The sequence below is a fragment of the Salegentibacter tibetensis genome, assembly GCF_020164485.1.
GTDB classification, from domain to species: Bacteria; Bacteroidota; Bacteroidia; order Flavobacteriales; family Flavobacteriaceae; genus Salegentibacter; species Salegentibacter tibetensis.
Genome location: NZ_JAIQZA010000023.1, coordinates 21,891 through 38,711, shown reverse-complemented (window position 1 = coordinate 38,711; position 16,821 = coordinate 21,891). Strand labels below are relative to the sequence as shown.

The 16,821-nt window shown below is 38.6% G+C and carries 13 protein-coding genes; all 13 read left to right on the top strand.

What is annotated here, in order from left to right; translation table 11 throughout:
- Positions 1-146 precede the first annotated feature (146 nt).
- The 13 genes from LB467_RS12510 to LB467_RS12450 all read left to right on the top strand — a co-directional run bounded on the left by LB467_RS12510 (position 147) and on the right by LB467_RS12450 (position 16,360).
- Positions 147-974 carry an outer membrane protein assembly factor BamD gene (locus LB467_RS12510; protein WP_317196369.1) on the top strand — a complete coding sequence of 276 codons (828 nt, stop codon included), beginning with the start codon at positions 147-149 and terminating at the stop codon, positions 972-974.
- Between the two features lie 13 nt (positions 975-987).
- Positions 988-1,320, top strand: coding sequence for a DNA-directed RNA polymerase subunit omega (locus tag LB467_RS12505; protein ID WP_133547446.1), 333 nt, complete (start codon positions 988-990; stop codon positions 1,318-1,320).
- Between the two features lie 5 nt (positions 1,321-1,325).
- The gene (coaBC, locus tag LB467_RS12500; protein ID WP_224474378.1) at positions 1,326-2,531 is read left to right on the top strand and encodes a bifunctional phosphopantothenoylcysteine decarboxylase/phosphopantothenate--cysteine ligase CoaBC; all 1,206 of its coding nucleotides are present in this window, start codon (positions 1,326-1,328) and stop codon (positions 2,529-2,531) included.
- Positions 2,524-3,411 (top strand): type IX secretion system protein PorD, encoded by an 888-nt coding sequence (gene porD / locus LB467_RS12495; protein WP_224474377.1) that lies wholly within the window; start codon positions 2,524-2,526, stop codon positions 3,409-3,411. The genes coaBC and porD overlap by 8 nt, the downstream gene beginning before the upstream one ends.
- 162 nt (positions 3,412-3,573) lie before the next feature.
- Complete coding sequence (gene recN / locus LB467_RS12490; protein ID WP_224474376.1) at positions 3,574-5,226, top strand: DNA repair protein RecN; 1,653 nt, start codon at positions 3,574-3,576, stop codon at positions 5,224-5,226.
- Positions 5,227-5,295: 69 nt separating this feature from the next.
- Positions 5,296-6,123, top strand: coding sequence for an enoyl-ACP reductase FabI (locus LB467_RS12485; RefSeq protein WP_224474375.1), 828 nt, complete (start codon positions 5,296-5,298; stop codon positions 6,121-6,123).
- A gap of 662 nt (positions 6,124-6,785) precedes the next feature.
- Positions 6,786-6,911 (top strand): HepT-like ribonuclease domain-containing protein, encoded by a 126-nt coding sequence (locus LB467_RS19445; protein ID WP_224474408.1) that lies wholly within the window; start codon positions 6,786-6,788, stop codon positions 6,909-6,911.
- 216 nt (positions 6,912-7,127) lie between these two features.
- Positions 7,128-8,135: a glycosyltransferase gene (locus LB467_RS12475; RefSeq protein WP_224474374.1), complete on the top strand. Its 1,008-nt coding sequence runs from the start codon at positions 7,128-7,130 to the stop codon at positions 8,133-8,135.
- Positions 8,128-9,084 (top strand): YbbR-like domain-containing protein, encoded by a 957-nt coding sequence (locus LB467_RS12470; protein WP_224474373.1) that lies wholly within the window; start codon positions 8,128-8,130, stop codon positions 9,082-9,084. The genes LB467_RS12475 and LB467_RS12470 overlap by 8 nt, the downstream gene beginning before the upstream one ends.
- Entirely contained in the window at positions 9,081-9,671 is a 591-nt protein-coding gene (gene coaE / locus LB467_RS12465) for a dephospho-CoA kinase (protein WP_224474372.1), read from the top strand. Before LB467_RS12470 ends, coaE begins: the two co-directional genes overlap by 4 nt.
- A gap of 67 nt (positions 9,672-9,738) precedes the next feature.
- Positions 9,739-11,310, top strand: coding sequence for a sensor histidine kinase (locus LB467_RS12460; protein WP_224474371.1), 1,572 nt, complete (start codon positions 9,739-9,741; stop codon positions 11,308-11,310).
- 4 nt (positions 11,311-11,314) lie between these two features.
- On the top strand, positions 11,315-12,037 hold the full coding sequence (locus tag LB467_RS12455) for a response regulator transcription factor (protein ID WP_224474370.1): 723 nt from the start codon (positions 11,315-11,317) through the stop codon (positions 12,035-12,037).
- Between the two features lie 342 nt (positions 12,038-12,379).
- Positions 12,380-16,360, top strand: coding sequence for an HYR domain-containing protein (locus LB467_RS12450; RefSeq protein WP_224474369.1), 3,981 nt, complete (start codon positions 12,380-12,382; stop codon positions 16,358-16,360).
- Positions 16,361-16,821: the final 461 nt, after the last annotated feature.

Below are 16,821 nucleotides of genomic sequence, written 5' to 3'. Positions count from 1 at the left end.
CTTTTTAGTTCTTAAATTTTACAGCAAAAGCCTTATTTTATCGTCTTTCAGAACAATAAAAGAGGGCTAATTATGTTATCTAAGGCTGTAATACAAAGTTTTTTTTATACTGAAGAAAAATGTACTTTTGCCAGATGTTTTTACAAATGATGAAGAAAGCAATTTTATTAGTAGCAGTTTTGATGTTAACTGTGTCCTGCGGTGAGTTTCAAACCTTATTAAAAAGTGAGGACAGCGGAAAGAAATATACCTACGCAGAGCAGTTGTACAACGAAGCTAAAGAAGATGACGATAAAAAGAAATATCGAAAAGCCTTAAGGTTATTTGAGCAAATTGTTCCCGAGTATCGCGGAAAACCTCAGGGAGAAAAACTTAGCTACTTATTTGCCGATACCTATTATGAATTAGAGAATTATTACCTTTCTTCTTATGAATTTGAGCGTTTTGGACAATCTTATCCTAACAGTGATAAGGTTGAGGAAGCAGCTTTTAAAAAAGCAAGAAGTTTTTACGAACTTTCCCCAAGATATGATCTTGATCAAACCGATACTAATAAAGCAATTACAGAACTTCAGGCTTATTTAAATACCTATCCCGAAGGTGAGCATGCCGAGGAGGCCAATGATATGGCCGCTGAGTTGCGTATTAAACTGGAAAGAAAAGAATATGAAATTGCAAAACAATATCATTTAACCGGTGAAGCCAGAGCCGGAAACTACCGGGCCGCTATCAGGTCATTTACAAACTTCCTGGCTAATAATCCCGGTTCCCCGTTTAGGGAAGACGCGCAATATTACAGGTTTGATTCGGCATATCAATTAGCGATTAACAGCTTTAGGGAGTTAATGCAAGAACGCCTTGAAGAAGCACTGGAATACTACCAGGATTATAAAAAATATTACACCGAAGGTGAATATAGTGAAGCAATTGAAGCTTCAGCAGAAGATATAAAATCACGCTTACAAAATTTTTAATAGTAGAAGAAAGATGGATATTAAAAAGACAGATGCACCAATCAACACCGTTACCTTTGATAAGAACAAGGTAGACGAGCCAACAAGTAATATATACGAGGCTATTTCAGTGGTTGCGAAAAGAGCAAACCAGATCAATTCTGAGATCAAAAAAGAATTGTTGGAGAAGCTTGACGAATTTGCGACTTACAACGACAGTCTGGATGAGATTTTTGAGAACAAGGAGCAAATTGAGGTTTCTAAGTTTTACGAAAAACTTCCAAAACCTCACGCGCTTGCTATTCAGGAATGGTTAGACGGTAAGATCTATTACCGTAACACTAAAGATTCTGAAGCAGAAGCTTAATTAAGATGTCTGTACTAAAAGGCAAAAAAGTGCTTTTGGGCATAAGTGGCGGTATCGCTGCCTATAAATCTGCATTTTTAGTACGCTTGTTTATTAAAGCCGGTGCACAGGTAAAAGTTGTGATGACGCCGGCTGCAAAAGAATTTGTTACTCCGCTTACCCTTTCTACCTTATCCAAAAATGAGGTGTTTTCTTCTTTTACTGAAGATGATGAAGATGAGCAGTGGAACAATCACGTAGAACTCGGCCTTTGGGCCGATTTTATGCTTTTAGCCCCCGCCACAGCAAACACTTTGTCTAAAATGGCCTCGGGCAATAGCGATAATTTTTTACTCGCAACATATCTTTCGGCGAAATGCCCGGTTTTCTTTGCCCCGGCGATGGATTTGGATATGTTTAAGCACCCTTCCACAACAAAAAGCTTTGAAAGTCTTAAATCCTACGGAAATATTATGATTCCCGCAGGAACCGGTGAACTTGCCAGCGGATTAAAAGGCGAGGGAAGAATGGCAGAGCCCGAAGAAATCATCGGTTTTCTTGAAGCGCATTTCGCTGAAAATCTACCCTTAAAGGGAAAGAAAGTACTTATCACCGCCGGCCCAACTTATGAAGCTATAGATCCTGTGCGTTTTATTGGAAATCATTCCAGCGGAAAAATGGGCTTTGAACTCGCTAAAAAAGCGGCTGCCCTTGGAGCTGAGGTTATTCTGGTTTCAGGACCTACACATTTAGAAATTGAAGATCCAAAGATCAATTTAATTAGAGTGGTTAGTGCCCGAGAAATGTATCTTGCCGCACACGATTTTTTTGAAAATGTTGATGTGGCTATTGCTGCCGCAGCGGTTTCAGACTATAAACCAAAGATTGTGGCCGCACAAAAAATTAAAAAGGCCGAAGAAAACTTAAGCCTGGAACTAACTAAAACACAGGATATTCTTTTGTCTATGGGAAAAAAGAAAACCCATCAGAAACTTGTTGGTTTCGCTTTAGAGACCAATAACGAACTAGTTCACGCCCGGGAAAAACTCACGAAAAAAAACCTCGATTTTATTGTGCTGAATTCTTTGAATGATGCCGGTGCAGGCTTTAAAAAAGACACCAATAAAATTACTTTGGTCTATAAGGATTCAGAAAAAGTGTTTGACCTAAAAACGAAGGCTGAGGTCGCTACCGATATTTTAAACGAAATTGTACATTTGTTAGATGCGTAAATTACTATTTCTTATTCTTTTAATCGCCGGGATGCCTTTTGTGGCCGCCCAGGAACTCAATTGCGAAATAGTGATCAACACCGAGCAAACCGGGCAAAGCAACCTATCGGTTTTTAGAACTTTAGAGAATTCGCTTCGGGAATTTGTAAATCAAACATCCTGGACCAGCAGGGATTTTGAGCCGCGAGAACGTATCAACTGCAGTATGTTTATCACCATAAACGATTTTGAGGGCGAATCTTTCAGCGGGACTATCCAGGTGCAATCTTCGAGGCCTGTCTATGGCTCTAATATGATTAGCCCGATTTTTAATTTTAACGATGCGCAATTCAGCTTTAATTATCGCGAATACCAGCCTTTAAATTACAGTCAGAATTCCTTTTCAAGCAACCTGGTTTCGGTGGTTTCTTTTTATGTCTATACTATCTTAGGAATGGATGCCGATACTTTTGCTCCTGAAGGGGGTACAGATTATTACCAGGAAGCTAACCAAATTGTGAATACCGCTCAGCAAAGTGGCCGAGCCGGCTGGAGTGGTGCCGATGGGCAGAGTTCACGTTTTCGCTTAAATTCCGATTTGCTTTCGAATATGTTTTCTGAATATCGTACTGCTTTATATCAGTATCACCGCCAGGGATTAGATGTAATGCATAAAGATCCTGAAGCCGGAAAAGTGGCTATCGCCGATGCGATAGAAAGCTTAACCGCAATGAATTCCAGAAGGGCAAATTCTTTATTGCTTAGGAGCTTTTTTGATGCAAAAGCCGATGAGGTAACGCAAATTTTTAGCGATGGCCCCGAAATTAACCGCCCTGGTTTAAGCCAGACTTTAAGCGGCCTTGCACCCCGTTATGCCCGAAACTGGAGAAACCTGCAATAAAGGATTTTTACTCGATAATCGAGATTTAAATGCTCTATCCTGTTATCCAGATGCCTCTAAATTTCAAATTATCTCTTTTATTATTGCTTGTGGACTCACTTGAAAGTTTATTGTTGATTGGGAAAAATTTCTCCCGTATATTTAACGCAAATTTAGTTCACTTTGCTCACAGCTCTATCTATAAAAAATTACGCCTTAATTGAAGATATAAATATCAAACTTCAGGAGGGCTTTACCATTATTACCGGGGAAACCGGTGCCGGGAAATCCATCATGCTGGGCGCTCTCGGGCTCCTTTTAGGTAACCGCGCCGACTACGGAAGTATCCGCGATGCAGAGAAAAAATGCGTGATAGAAGGATCCTTCAATATCTCCAATTACCGCTTAAAAGATTTCTTTGTTTCTGAAGATCTGGATTATGAAGAAAATACCATAATCAGAAGGGAAATCCTGGCTTCAGGAAAATCACGGGCCTTTGTAAACGATACGCCGGTAAAACTCACTTCTCTTAATAAACTGGGCGAATATCTTATTGATATTCACAGTCAGCATGAAACTTTAAGTTTGGGAAATAACGATTACCAGTTTCAGGTAATTGATACTATTGCCAGCAGCGAGGTTTTGCTTTTGGAATATAGAACCGAACTAAAAGCCTATAAAAAATTACAAAAGCGATTGGTAGAATTAAAAGAAGAACAGGCGCAAGCCACCAAAGAATACGATTACAATTTATTTTTGCTGAATGAACTGGAAGAAGCTCGTTTAAAAAACGGGATGCAGGAAGAACTGGAAACCCGTTACGAAGAGTTGAGCAATGTTGAAGAGTTAACCGAAAATTTAAGCTCAGCTTTAAATTTACTGGAGCAGGAAGAAATTGGAAGTTTGGACAGTTTAAAACAGGCTCGTGCTTCTTTGGCCAGGATTGCCAGTTTATCTTCAAATTATGAAAATCTGCATCAGCGTATAGAAAGTGTAATTATTGAATTAGACGATCTTTCTTCGGAAGTTAACAGCGCTCTGGATAGGGTAGAAGCTAATCCTGAAGAACTGGAAGCAACCAATCAAAAGCTTCAGTTGATCTATAATTTACAGAAGAAACATTCCGCAGAAAATATTGAAGAATTACTAAAGATAAAGGAAGAACTTCAGGAGAAAGTTTCGGTAAGTGAAAATGCGGAAAATGCGCTTTCAGAATTAGAAAACGCAATTGTTAAGCAGGAATCCAAACTGGGCGCTGTCGCTGCAAAATTGCACGAAAAAAGAAAAGCTATAGTTCCAGCATTTATAAAAGAAGCCGAAAACTTACTGGGCGATTTAGGAATGCCTAATGCCCGGTTAAAAATTGAATTAAAAAAGGCTCCGAGTTTTCTCGCTAACGGTCAGGATGAATTAAACTGGTACTTGGCAGCGAATAAAGGTGGTAATTTTAAGGAAATTAAAAAAGCGGCTTCCGGCGGAGAACTTTCAAGAATTATGTTGGCTGTTAAAAGTATTCTTGCAGCGCAAAGCAAATTACCGACTATCATTTTTGATGAAATTGATACTGGGGTTTCAGGAGATATCGCACAAAAAATGGCGGGAATTTTACAGCGAATGGGGAGCGCGATGCAGGTAATTGCCATTACGCACCTTCCGCAAATTGCCGGGAAAGGAAACAGTCATTTTAAGATATTTAAAGAAGATTCGGCGAATGCCACCACTACCAAGATCGAGGAATTAAAAGACAGCGAGCGCGTAGAAGAGCTGGCGATGATGCTTGGTGGTAAGAATATAGGAGATTCCGCGCGGGCTCACGCACGTGCACTCCTGGATTAAAACTATGTCCCGAAAGTAATTTTGCTATATTTACGGGCTCAACAAACAACCAATAAAAAATTTACCACTATGTCATATAACCTGTTAAAAGGAAAAAAAGGAATTATTTTTGGCGCTTTAGACGAGAATTCTATCGCCTGGAAAACCGCTGAACGCATTAAGGAAGAAGGCGGGGAGTTTGTACTTACCAATGCTCCAATCGCTTTAAGAATGGGAACCATTCAAGAATTGGCCGACAAAACCGGATCTCAGGTTATTCCTGCCGATGCTACAAAGATCGAAGACCTGGAAAACCTGGTTGAAAAATCTATGGAAATCCTTGGCGGAAAGATCGATTTTGTACTTCACGCCATCGGGATGTCTGTAAACGTTAGAAAGAATAACCATTATACCGAGCAGAACTACGATTTTACCCACAAAGGCTGGGATATTTCTGCGGTTTCTTTTCATAAAACCATGCAGGTGCTTTATAAGAAAGAAGCGATGAACGAGTGGGGGAGCATTGTAGCACTTAGCTATATGGCCGCACAACGCGTATTCCCGGATTATAATGATATGGCCGATAACAAGGCGTTTTTAGAATCTATAGCGCGTAGTTTTGGTTATTTCTTCGGAAAAGATCATAAAGTTAGAGTGAATACCATTTCACAATCGCCAACCCCAACAACCGCAGGACAGGGAGTAAAAGGATTTGACGGTTTTATCGCGTACGCCGATAAAATGTCGCCACTTGGAAATGCTACCGCATTAGAGTGTGCCGATTATACCGTAAGCCTGTTCTCTGATCTTACTAAAAAAGTTACGCTTCAAAACCTTTTCCATGATGGCGGGTTCTCAAATATGGGAGTTAGCCAGGAAGTCATGGAGTCTTTTGTGAAAGGGCAGGGGGAGAAGTAGATTGATTTAATGCTACGTCACGCTGAATTTATTTAACGTCTAGCCAGAATAGAAGTTCTCACAACTTAGACCCTGAAACCAGTTCAGGGTGACGTGAAATAGAAAAATAGCTTCAGCGTGTCGTGGATTTTAAATACTAAGTTCATGATTTTACGTCGTGCTGAACCTGTTTCAGCATCTAACACGATATTAATGCTCATCTTAGATCTCCGATAAAAATCGGAACAGGCTCTGAAATAAATTCAGGATGACGATTAATTTTTGATTGATGTTCTCTAAGGACAATTAAGGTCATAAATCAGCTTTTTAGTATATTTGATAGGATAAAGATGGAAGAAATCAACAAACATATCGATCAAATCAAAAAGCTTTGTGATACCAATAAAGTTAAGTCATTATTGACGATAAAGATCCACTTTCTTATTCTGATAAATATTTCGGTTTAAAATTTAACCTGGAGAAAATCTTTAACCGGAAAATTGATTTACTTGGATTAAGAGCTATAAAAAATAAGTTTCTAAGACAGGATATTGACCAGAATAAACTCCGTGTTTATGGAGAATGAAGTTAAAACCGATTGAACGTAACCTTGAAATTATTGGAGAAGCTGTAAGCTGGGTTTTGAAAGCCAAACCTGATTTTCCTATCTCAAATGCACGAAGATTGTTGATACCCGAAACAGGATAAGCCACGGTTATGATACTGTTTCTGATGAAATCTTGTGGTCAATAATTGTTCGGGATTTAGAAAGTTTAAAGTTAGAAGTTGATAAATTGCTGAAGGAATAGTTTTGATAACATTTGTTAAAAAATGATTTGACCACCTTTCGTCACGCTAAATTTATTTCAGCGTCTAATACGAATAGAATTTCACTCATCTTAGATCTCCGATAAAAATTGGAGCAGGCTCTGAAACAAGTTCAGGATGAGGTTTTGAAGAAAAGTAATTCAAGGATGACGTACTTAAGAAATCAATAATATAGACCCTCAAATTTTAACTACCGCATGAGTTTGGAATATTCTTTTGTAATTCCCGTTTATAACCGGCCTGGGGAGGTGAAGGAGTTATTAGAGAGTATGCTTCAGCTTCAGTTTGATCGTGATTTTGAGATCGTGATCGTTGAAGATGGTTCCAGTATTACTTCTGGGGAAATTGTCACAGAATTTCAGCAGCAACTTAATATCAGTTATTATTTTAAGAAAAATACGGGGCCCGGAGATTCCCGGAATTTTGGGATGCGAAAGGCAAAAGGCAATTATTATCTTATCCTGGATTCTGACGTTTTATTACCGGAAAATTACCTAAAGGAGGTAGATATTTTTCTTAAGAACAATTACTGCGACTGCTTTGGCGGGCCAGATGCTTCCCATCCTTCTTTTAGCAGAACACAAAAAGCCATAGATTATACGATGACCTCCTTTTTAACCACCGGCGGGATTCGCGGTAGAAAGTCTTCGGTGAGCGATTTTCAGCCTAGAAGTTTTAATATGGGAATTTCCAAGGAAGCTTTTGAGGCTTCCGGCGGTTTCGGAAAAATTCATCCCGGCGAAGATCCCGATCTTTCACTTCGACTTAAAAAACTTGGGTTTAAATTATGCCTTATTCCCGATGCGGTGGTTTTTCATAAACGCCGCATCGATTGGTCGAAATTTTACACCCAGGTACAAAAATTCGGGATGGTGCGACCAATTCTCAATAAATGGCATCCGGGCTCAGGAAAGATCACCTATTGGTTTCCAGCGGTATTTAATTTGGGCTTTTTATTGGCTATTTTACTTTTAAGACTGGGATTTTGGTGGTTGTTTGTATTATATGTGCTATATTTTGTGCTGATTGCTATCCACGCCACCATAAAAAACAACAGCCTGGGAATAGGTTTTTTAGCGGTTTATGCTGCTTTGGTACAATTTTTTGGGTATGGTTATGGTTTTATGAAATCGATATGGCATATTCATATTTTAAAACAAGACCCGGAACACGAATTCCCGAATTTATTCTTTAAAAATGTTTAAAAACATAAGATTTAAGCGTATTTCTATTAAAAGATCCAGTCTTAAGACCTTTGGATTCTTTTTGCTGTTTGCTTCCCTCATCTGGTTTTTTGTACAGATTTCTAAAGAGTATACCCAGGTTATAGATATTCCCGTGTCTTATGTGAATGTTCCCATGGATAAAAGTATTGCTAAGGAAAGACCACAGAATTTAAAATTAAGGATTCAGGATAAAGGATTCGCTATTTGGTATTACAAGATCTTTAGGCCCGAGGTGAAATTAGATCTCGGCAAAGCTTTAGAAGAAAACGGGGAGCTGGTCTATAATTTTGAAGCCAATCGTGAATTTCTGGAAGATCAGGTAAATATCAATTTTGAAAAAGCCCGGTTTATCCAGGAAAGCCTTTCCATAAAATATCAGCCGAAAAAGAAAAAAAGGGTAAAAGTAAATCCCGAGATCGATTTGAGTTATGCTGTAGGTTATTCTGCGAGAGAACCTGTTAAACTGCGTCCAGATTCTATTCAGGTGAGTGGCCCCGAGAATATTATTGATACCCTGCAGAGTTTAAATACCGTTTATCTGAGGATAAATAACATAAATACGAATGTTTCTGGAAAAGTAAAGATCGATACTTCCAGCCTGGGAATGCTGAGCTTTTATACCAACGAAGTGTCGTATAGCCAGGAGGTAGAGAAGTTTACCGAAGGCAGTGTAAAAGTACCGATAGAGGTTTTAAATTTGCCGGAAAACACTAATATTTCTATTTTTCCGAAAGAAGTTTTGGTGTATTACCAGGTAAATTTAAAGCAGTATGAAATGGTGAAAGCCGAAAACTTCAGGGTGGTTTGCGATTACAATGATATAGATGATGGAGACGATTTTATAATTGCCAGAATTTCAGAGTCCCCGTCTTTTGTAAGCAACCTAAGGCTTAACGAGCGTAAAATTCAATTTGTGATAAAAAGATGATGGTGGTTGGACTTACAGGTGGCATCGGTAGTGGAAAAACCACCGTGGCTGGCTTTTTTAAGAAAAAAGGCATTCCTGTATATATAGCTGACGATGCAGGAAAACGCTTACTGGAAACTTCAGAAGAAATTCGGGAAAAGGTAATGGCTTTAATAGGCGACGAGGCCTATACCGGCAACACCCCCAACCGCAAACACATCGCTTCCGTAGTATTTTATGATTCAGAAAAGCTGGAGGCACTAAATAAGATTATTCACCCTGCTGTTGCGATAGATTTTGAAAAATGGAGAGGAAAACAAAATTCGGTTTATGTGCTTTATGAAGCCGCGATCTTATTTGAAGCCGGCGGCTATAAAAAATGCGATGTCAATATTTTGGTAACCGCAGATAAGGAAGAAAAACTAAAAAGATTACAGCAACGCGATAATAGTTCTATTGAAGAAATTGAAGCCCGAATGGCTAAACAATGGAGTGATGAGCAAAAGAAAAAACTGGCCGATTTTGAAATTGAAAATCACGATTTAGCCCTTACCAGATCTCGGGTTGACGAATTACATGAGATTCTCTTAAAACGAGGTAAAAATTAGCAGAAGTTTTGTTAACATTTGGTTAAACGCCAGAAGCCCTAAATGTTAAAATCTTACTTTTGCCCACATGAATAAAAAGCTTTTTTTACTCCTCGTTATCTTGATGAGTCTTTCCCTAATCGGAATAATTTTCGTGCAGGGATACTGGATTAAGAGTACCGTAGATGATAAAGAAGAGCAGTTTACCTACGATGTGAAGCAGGTGCTTTTACGCGTGGCAAACGAAATTCAAAACCAGGAGATAGAAGATTACTGGATGAAATTTAAAGATGCCGATACTACTAACAGTCGACTGGCATCTTCTACAATTACCGAATATTCTTACGTAAATGAAAATAAGTTAAGAAATCAAACTCTTTTTCATTCCGATGCAATTCTGGAAGAAGATTATAAAGTTTCTTCGGGTTTTATAGAATCAGCGCGGGATAGTATTCCTTTCACGAAACTAATTAATAAGAAGGTAACCAGTATTGTAAACAATCGCAATAATTTAGATGGTAGTCGTCTTAGTACACAACAACAAATTGAGCGTATTATTCGTATGGATGAATACGAAAAGAATTTACTTAAAGAATATATAGCCGAGCATACCAGCAGGTTACCACTACACCAAAGAGTAAACGAGGCCACTATAGAAAGACTTTTAACCCAGGAATTAAGCAATCGCGATATCAAATCTCAATTTGAATATGGCGTATACAGCAATAGTATTTCTACAAATTTGCACAGCGACGATTTTTCGCTAAGCCACCCTGCCACGTATGGCGTTCCGCTTTTTGCAGACGATATGGGAAGTAGCAATTACCAGTTGCTGGTGAATTTTACCGAGAAGAAAAAAGTAGTACTTTCATCTATTACCTTAATGGCATCTTTATCTATTATCTTTACCCTTATTATAGTAATAGCATATTCCAGCGCATTATCCCAATTGATAAAACAACGGCAGATCTCACAGATTAAAACCGATTTTATCAATAATATGACCCACGAATTTAAAACGCCCATCGCCACGATAAACCTGGCTTTAGACGCTATTAAGAATCCAAAGATTAGCAGTGACGAAGAAAAGAAAAAGCGCTATCTTAAGATGATTCGTGATGAAAACAAAAGAATGCACGCCCAGGTAGAAAACGTATTGCGAATTTCTAAACTGGAAAGGAATGAGCTGGACCTTAAAAAAGAAAGGATTCAGTTACACGAGCTGGTAGAAGATGCTATTACTCATGTAGAACTTATAGTAGAGGATCGCGGGGGTTACATAACAACTCATTTTGGAGCTTTACGGTCTTCAATTCTGGCCAATCAGGATCACTTTACCAATGTGATCGTAAATATGCTGGATAATGCGGTGAAATACTCACCAGAAGAGCCTAAAATTGATATTTATACTGAAAATGTAAAGAACTATATCATTCTTAAAATTCGCGATCAGGGCGCAGGAATGACAAAATTGGTTCAAAAGAAAATATTTGAAAAATTTTATCGTGAACATACCGGAGATATTCATAACGTGAAAGGTCACGGCTTAGGTTTGGCTTATGCCAAGCGGATTGTTGAAGATCACCACGGACAGATTTCGGTAGAAAGCGAAAAAGGAAAAGGAAGCACATTTATAATTAAATTACCTCTAATATCTTAAATATATGGAAACTGAAGACAAGAAAATTTTATTAGTAGAAGACGATCCAAACTTTGGAACTGTTTTAAAAGATTATTTGGCGATGAACGATTACGAAGTAACGCACGCCAAAAATGGAATGGAAGGTTTTGAAAAGTTTAAAAAAGACGATTTCGATCTTTGTATCCTGGATGTGATGATGCCTTACAAAGATGGCTTTACGCTGGCTAAGGAGATAAGGGAAAAGAACGAAGAAATTCCAATTATCTTCCTTACCGCCAAAGCGATGAAAGAAGATGTGCTTAAAGGATATAAAGTAGGAGCAGACGATTACCTTAACAAACCTTTTGACAGCGAAGTATTGCTTATGAAGATTAAAGCCATTATGCAGCGTAAAGCTACAGACAGCGTTGCAGATTCTAAGCAATTTGAGTTTGAGATTGGTGGTTTTCACCTTAACTCTAAACTAAGGTTTTTAACCTATAAGGATGAAGAAGCTCAAAAGCTTTCTCCAAAAGAGAACGAATTATTGCGTTTGCTTGCCTTGCATGAAAACGATTTGATGCCAAGGGAACTTGCGCTTACCAAAATTTGGAGAGACGATAACTATTTTACGTCCAGAAGTATGGATGTATATATTGCCAAACTGCGTAAATACCTTAAGAAAGACGAGAATGTTGAGATTTTAAACATTCACGGTGAAGGATTTAGATTGGTAGTGAAGAACAGCGAAAATGCCGAAGCATAAAGCGAGGTAATTTTCAGTTTCCGGGAATAATGAGAGTGGCTAAAATATTTTATTTTAGTCATCCTGAACTTGTTTCAGGATCTAACATGTTAGAAGCTGAAACAAGCCCGTCTGAGCGGTCGGGCAGGTTTAACTTGACGTAGGCAAAGACGACTTAAACTCAAAAAGTCATTCTCATTGTTTTCTTACCCGGACTTTTTTAACAAACCCCTCGCGGCCGGTACCTGGCCAGGCATATCTATGCCCATTTATAAATTACGTAATATCGTATTATTAACGTAATTTTTAAGTCTTTAACGCCACAATATTTATCTTTACTGCCGGAGGCGCTAAAATCCGGCTATGAAGCAAAGTTACTCACACCCCGGTTATACTTTTCGGCTACAGCCGTTTAGTAGAACTACAGCGCTTTTTTTTCTCTTTTTTTTACTGAATTTTTTTGTTGGTTTTGGACAGGAAGTACCAGTTTATAACTGGGAAAAAGCTGAGCCAATGGGGCAAGCGAATGCCAGTAATCTGGATCAAATAGTTATAGCAACTTCTACAGATACTGAAGACAACATTTATGCTTTGAAGTTTGGCGGAGAGGTTTTGGTTTTTGATAGCAATGGAGACTTAGATGGTTCTTTTCAACTAGAAGGTTCTTTTGAAGGATTAGTGGATATGGCTATAAATTCTAGAAATGAGATTTATGTGGCTCATTATGAAGGTAGAGAGGTTCTTGCATTTGATTTAAATGGAAATGAGTTAACAAATAGAAGAAAAAGTTCAGGGTACTTTAAACCCTTAGGTTTAGCTTTCGATCAAGCAGATAATTTATTTATAGTAGATTATAACGATGGAACTGGAGCCGAAAGTACTATTAGCAGTAGGTTGAAAATTTATTATGAAGATGGAACTGTAAGTTCCAATCTTTTAATGAATGAATTAGATCAGCCATATAGGATAGCTGTTGCAACTTCAGGTAATATTTATATCAGTCACGCGGCTAATAATGGAGAAACATTGGTTTTTGACGAAAATTTTAATTTCTTGCAAAAAATGTCAAATTTAGGTTCTCCAGGAAGTATAGAGATAGATCACGAAGGTTTTATCCATATTATTGATTATTCGGATAAAATTGATTTTGCTAAAATTTTGGAGGGAGATGCATTTTATTTATTAGGTGCATTAGGTGATATTAGAGATGGGATAGACAATAATGAATTCTCAATTAAATTATTTAATTCTGATAATACTTATGAACAAGCTGTAAGGGATAGAGTTCAATTGCCATTTGATTTGACATTTACCTACTGTACTGATAAAATGGCTGTAAATAATTCTAATATTCAGGGAGCTAGCATCTTTTCTAGGTTAGTTTTTGAACTAGAAATTTATAATCGTACTCCTTCTTTTGATACTGAGAATCCGGAAGCGGTTTGTGTGGATGATGCTGAATTCACCTTAGATAATGGAGTAGTTACCATTACCGCAGAGCAAATTGATGACGGTTCTACTGATAATTGTGAAATTGAAAATATAGAACTTTCACAATATACTTTCGAAGAAGCGGGTGATTTTCCAATTACTTTAACCGTAACTGATACTAATGGGAATATAGATACTTGTGAAACTACCATAAGGATTCTGGAAGGTGAAGAAGAAACGCCACCCGAAGCGAATTGTAATAGTTTTGAAGTGACTTTAGATGATAATGGAGAGGCTTCTATTACAGCAGCACAAGTTTACGATGGAAATGAAGATCTTGAACTTGAAATTGATAAAGAAAGTTTTACATGTTCAGATATTGGAGAAAATGAAGTGGAATTAACAGTTATAGATGCTCAAACGGGTCTGTCTGATACCTGCACAGCAATAATTACGGTAACAGATGACCAGGATCCTCTTGTAAGTTGTGTTGCAGATGGAAAGGAATTTCAATTAGAAAATGGCAGTGTAACTATTGCAATTTCAGATATAGAATTAAGTTCTTCTGATAATTGTGGTATTTCCACTAGAACACTTTCTGAGTCTACTTTTACCTCTCCGGGAACAAAAATTATAACTTTGACCGTAAAAGATACATCAGGGAATACAGAGGAATGTTCAACTTCGATTGAAATTTTACCTGAAGAACCAGAACCATACGATTTCCAATGCGTAGAAGAATATACAGTTAGATTAGGAGAAGATGCCCAAAATTCTTCGGTAACAGAAATCCCAACTTCAGAATTTGTAACCAGTGACACCTCAAATCTTGTGTTTACTATAGAAGATCAGCAATTTACATGCGAAGATATTGGTACTAATCCATTAATTATCAATGCTACAAATACTGAAACTGGTGAAACATACTCGTGCCCGGTGCAAGTAACCGTAGAAGATGTGGGAGCTCCGTTAATTATTTGTCCGGCAGAAGCCATAATTGTGGATCTTTCCGAAGATGGGTATGAGGTACCCGATTTTTTTGAAAACAGGGTTTCAGATAATTGTAACAGTAAAGAGGAGCTTAATTTAGTCCAGTCTCCCTCGCCGGGAACTGTTATTGCCAGTCCGGGTGAATATACTATTAATTTAACCGCTACCGACAGCAATAATAATACAGAAACCTGTGTGATCACTTTGATTCTGCAAGACGAACAAATGGGTCCCGAAATAGAATGTCTAAATTACGAGGTTTTCCTCGATGAAAACGGACAGGCAAGTCTGGATCCTGAAACTATTTATAACGGGGAAAGGGATGATCTAATTTTAAGCCTGAACCAGGAAGAATTTGACTGTTCTAACCTGGGAACGAATACCGTAACCTTAACCGCGACAGACCCTGATACAAATTTGAGTTCTACCTGTACTGCGCAGGTTGAGGTTTTTGACGAAATATCCCCCGAAGCAAATTGTATAGAACCGGGTCGGGAATTTCGACTGCAAAATGGTAGTGTAATTATTCCTCCATCTGCAATAGATTTAAACTCAGGTGATAATTGTGAAATTACTCTAAGCCTTTCTGAGGATACTTTTACTACCACAGGGACTAAAAATATCACTCTTTATATAGAAGATTCAGCCGGAAATACTGACCAATGTACCACTTCCATAGAAATTATAGCTGAAGATGCAGAGCCCGCCGATCCCGAATACCAATGTTTCCAGGGTGACATCCCCGATATTAGGCTGGACGAAGATTGTGAATTTACCGTACCCGATTACAGCTACCTCATAGAGACTCAAAATTTTACGCCAAGTTTTGAACAATCCTATGAACAGTTTGACAATATTATCCTTACTACTATTGAAATTTTTAATCAGGAAACCGAGGAATTTGTGGGAGAATGTTCTTTTTCTTCACGAGTAGTAGATCTTATGCCACCGGTAGCCTCTTGTGTTTCCGGCTTTGTAGTGAATTTAGACAGTAGCGGCAACGGGAGTATAGAACCCGAAGACCTGGACAACAACTCAACCGATAATTGCGGAATCGTTTCCATGGTTTTAAGTCAGTTAGATTTCACCCGTGCCGATATCGGCGAGGTGCCAATAACTTTAACGGTTCGGGACGAAGCAGGGAATATGGATTCCTGTGACACCACAGTAGAGGTTGTAGATACTGCTTCAGGCGAATTTCAATGCCGGGAAAACGTAGTACTTAACCTCGGTGAAAACGGGGAAGCCAGCCTCAACCTGCAAGACCTTTACACCGGCGACGCCAGTGGAATTACCTTTGAGGCAAGTAGGCTAAATTTTAATTGCAGTGATTTAGGTACAGCAGTAATTCAGTTGGATTACTCCGGAGAAAAGAACGGCAGCTGTATGATCAATGTGGAAATTCGTGAAGAAATACCCCCGGTGATCATCACCGGAATTGTGGAGCTAAGTTTAAATAATGCAGGTTTTGCATACCTGGAAGAGAATGCTGTTTTAGCTGAAGATAATTGCAGCGAAGAACTTATTTACCGTTTCGGTAAATCGGTTTTTACCTGTAAAGATGTGGGGATAAATACTGTAAATGTTGAAGTTGAAGACGCTAGCGGAAATGTAACAGAGCGAAATATCCAGGTGAGGATTAGTGGCGAAGCTTGTGAGTTTCCAGAAATAGGAGAGGATGAATTTCTATTCCTCTATCCCAATCCAAGCAACGGTGTTTTCACCATTGCCACCCCCGAAGGGATGTTTATTGAACGCGTAAGGGTTTTTGATTCCCGCGGCCGTTACCTCATGCAGCAAGATTACAATGCCAATGCCCGCTTTTATAGAATGACTATCCAGGGGGTGGAGGAATCGGTCTACACCCTGCAGATCTTTACCAATGAAGGAGTGATTGTGAAGAGGGCGATTATTAAGAGATAGTGTCCAGTAGGCAGTTTGCAGTCGTAGTTTTCTGTAGTTTATTGTTTGAGGTTTGTGGTTCACAAAATCGTCATCGCGAGCGAGGAACAAGCGCGGCGATCTTTTGTTGGAAAGTAAACCTTTCAATGGGACTAGTTCAGTACAGAATTGTCATGTGAGGCTATCGTAGTCTTCTCAATGACGTTCGTCGCTTCGAGTAGCCCGATGGGAGTCGGGCGTATCGAGAAGTTTTGTGATGTTAGGACTTTTAATGGTTCTCGATAAAGCGATATTTTCACTCAGGCTCAAATACCGACACTCGAACTGGCGTAAAAAATTAAAATGAACCCACAACTCATAACAGAAAACCGATAACAGACACCTGATCTGAACTCCAAACCCCGAACTGCAAACATTTATTTTTTACCAATCCCACAACAAATTATTAACGCTTCATTGGCAGCATTAAAAAACCTGACGAC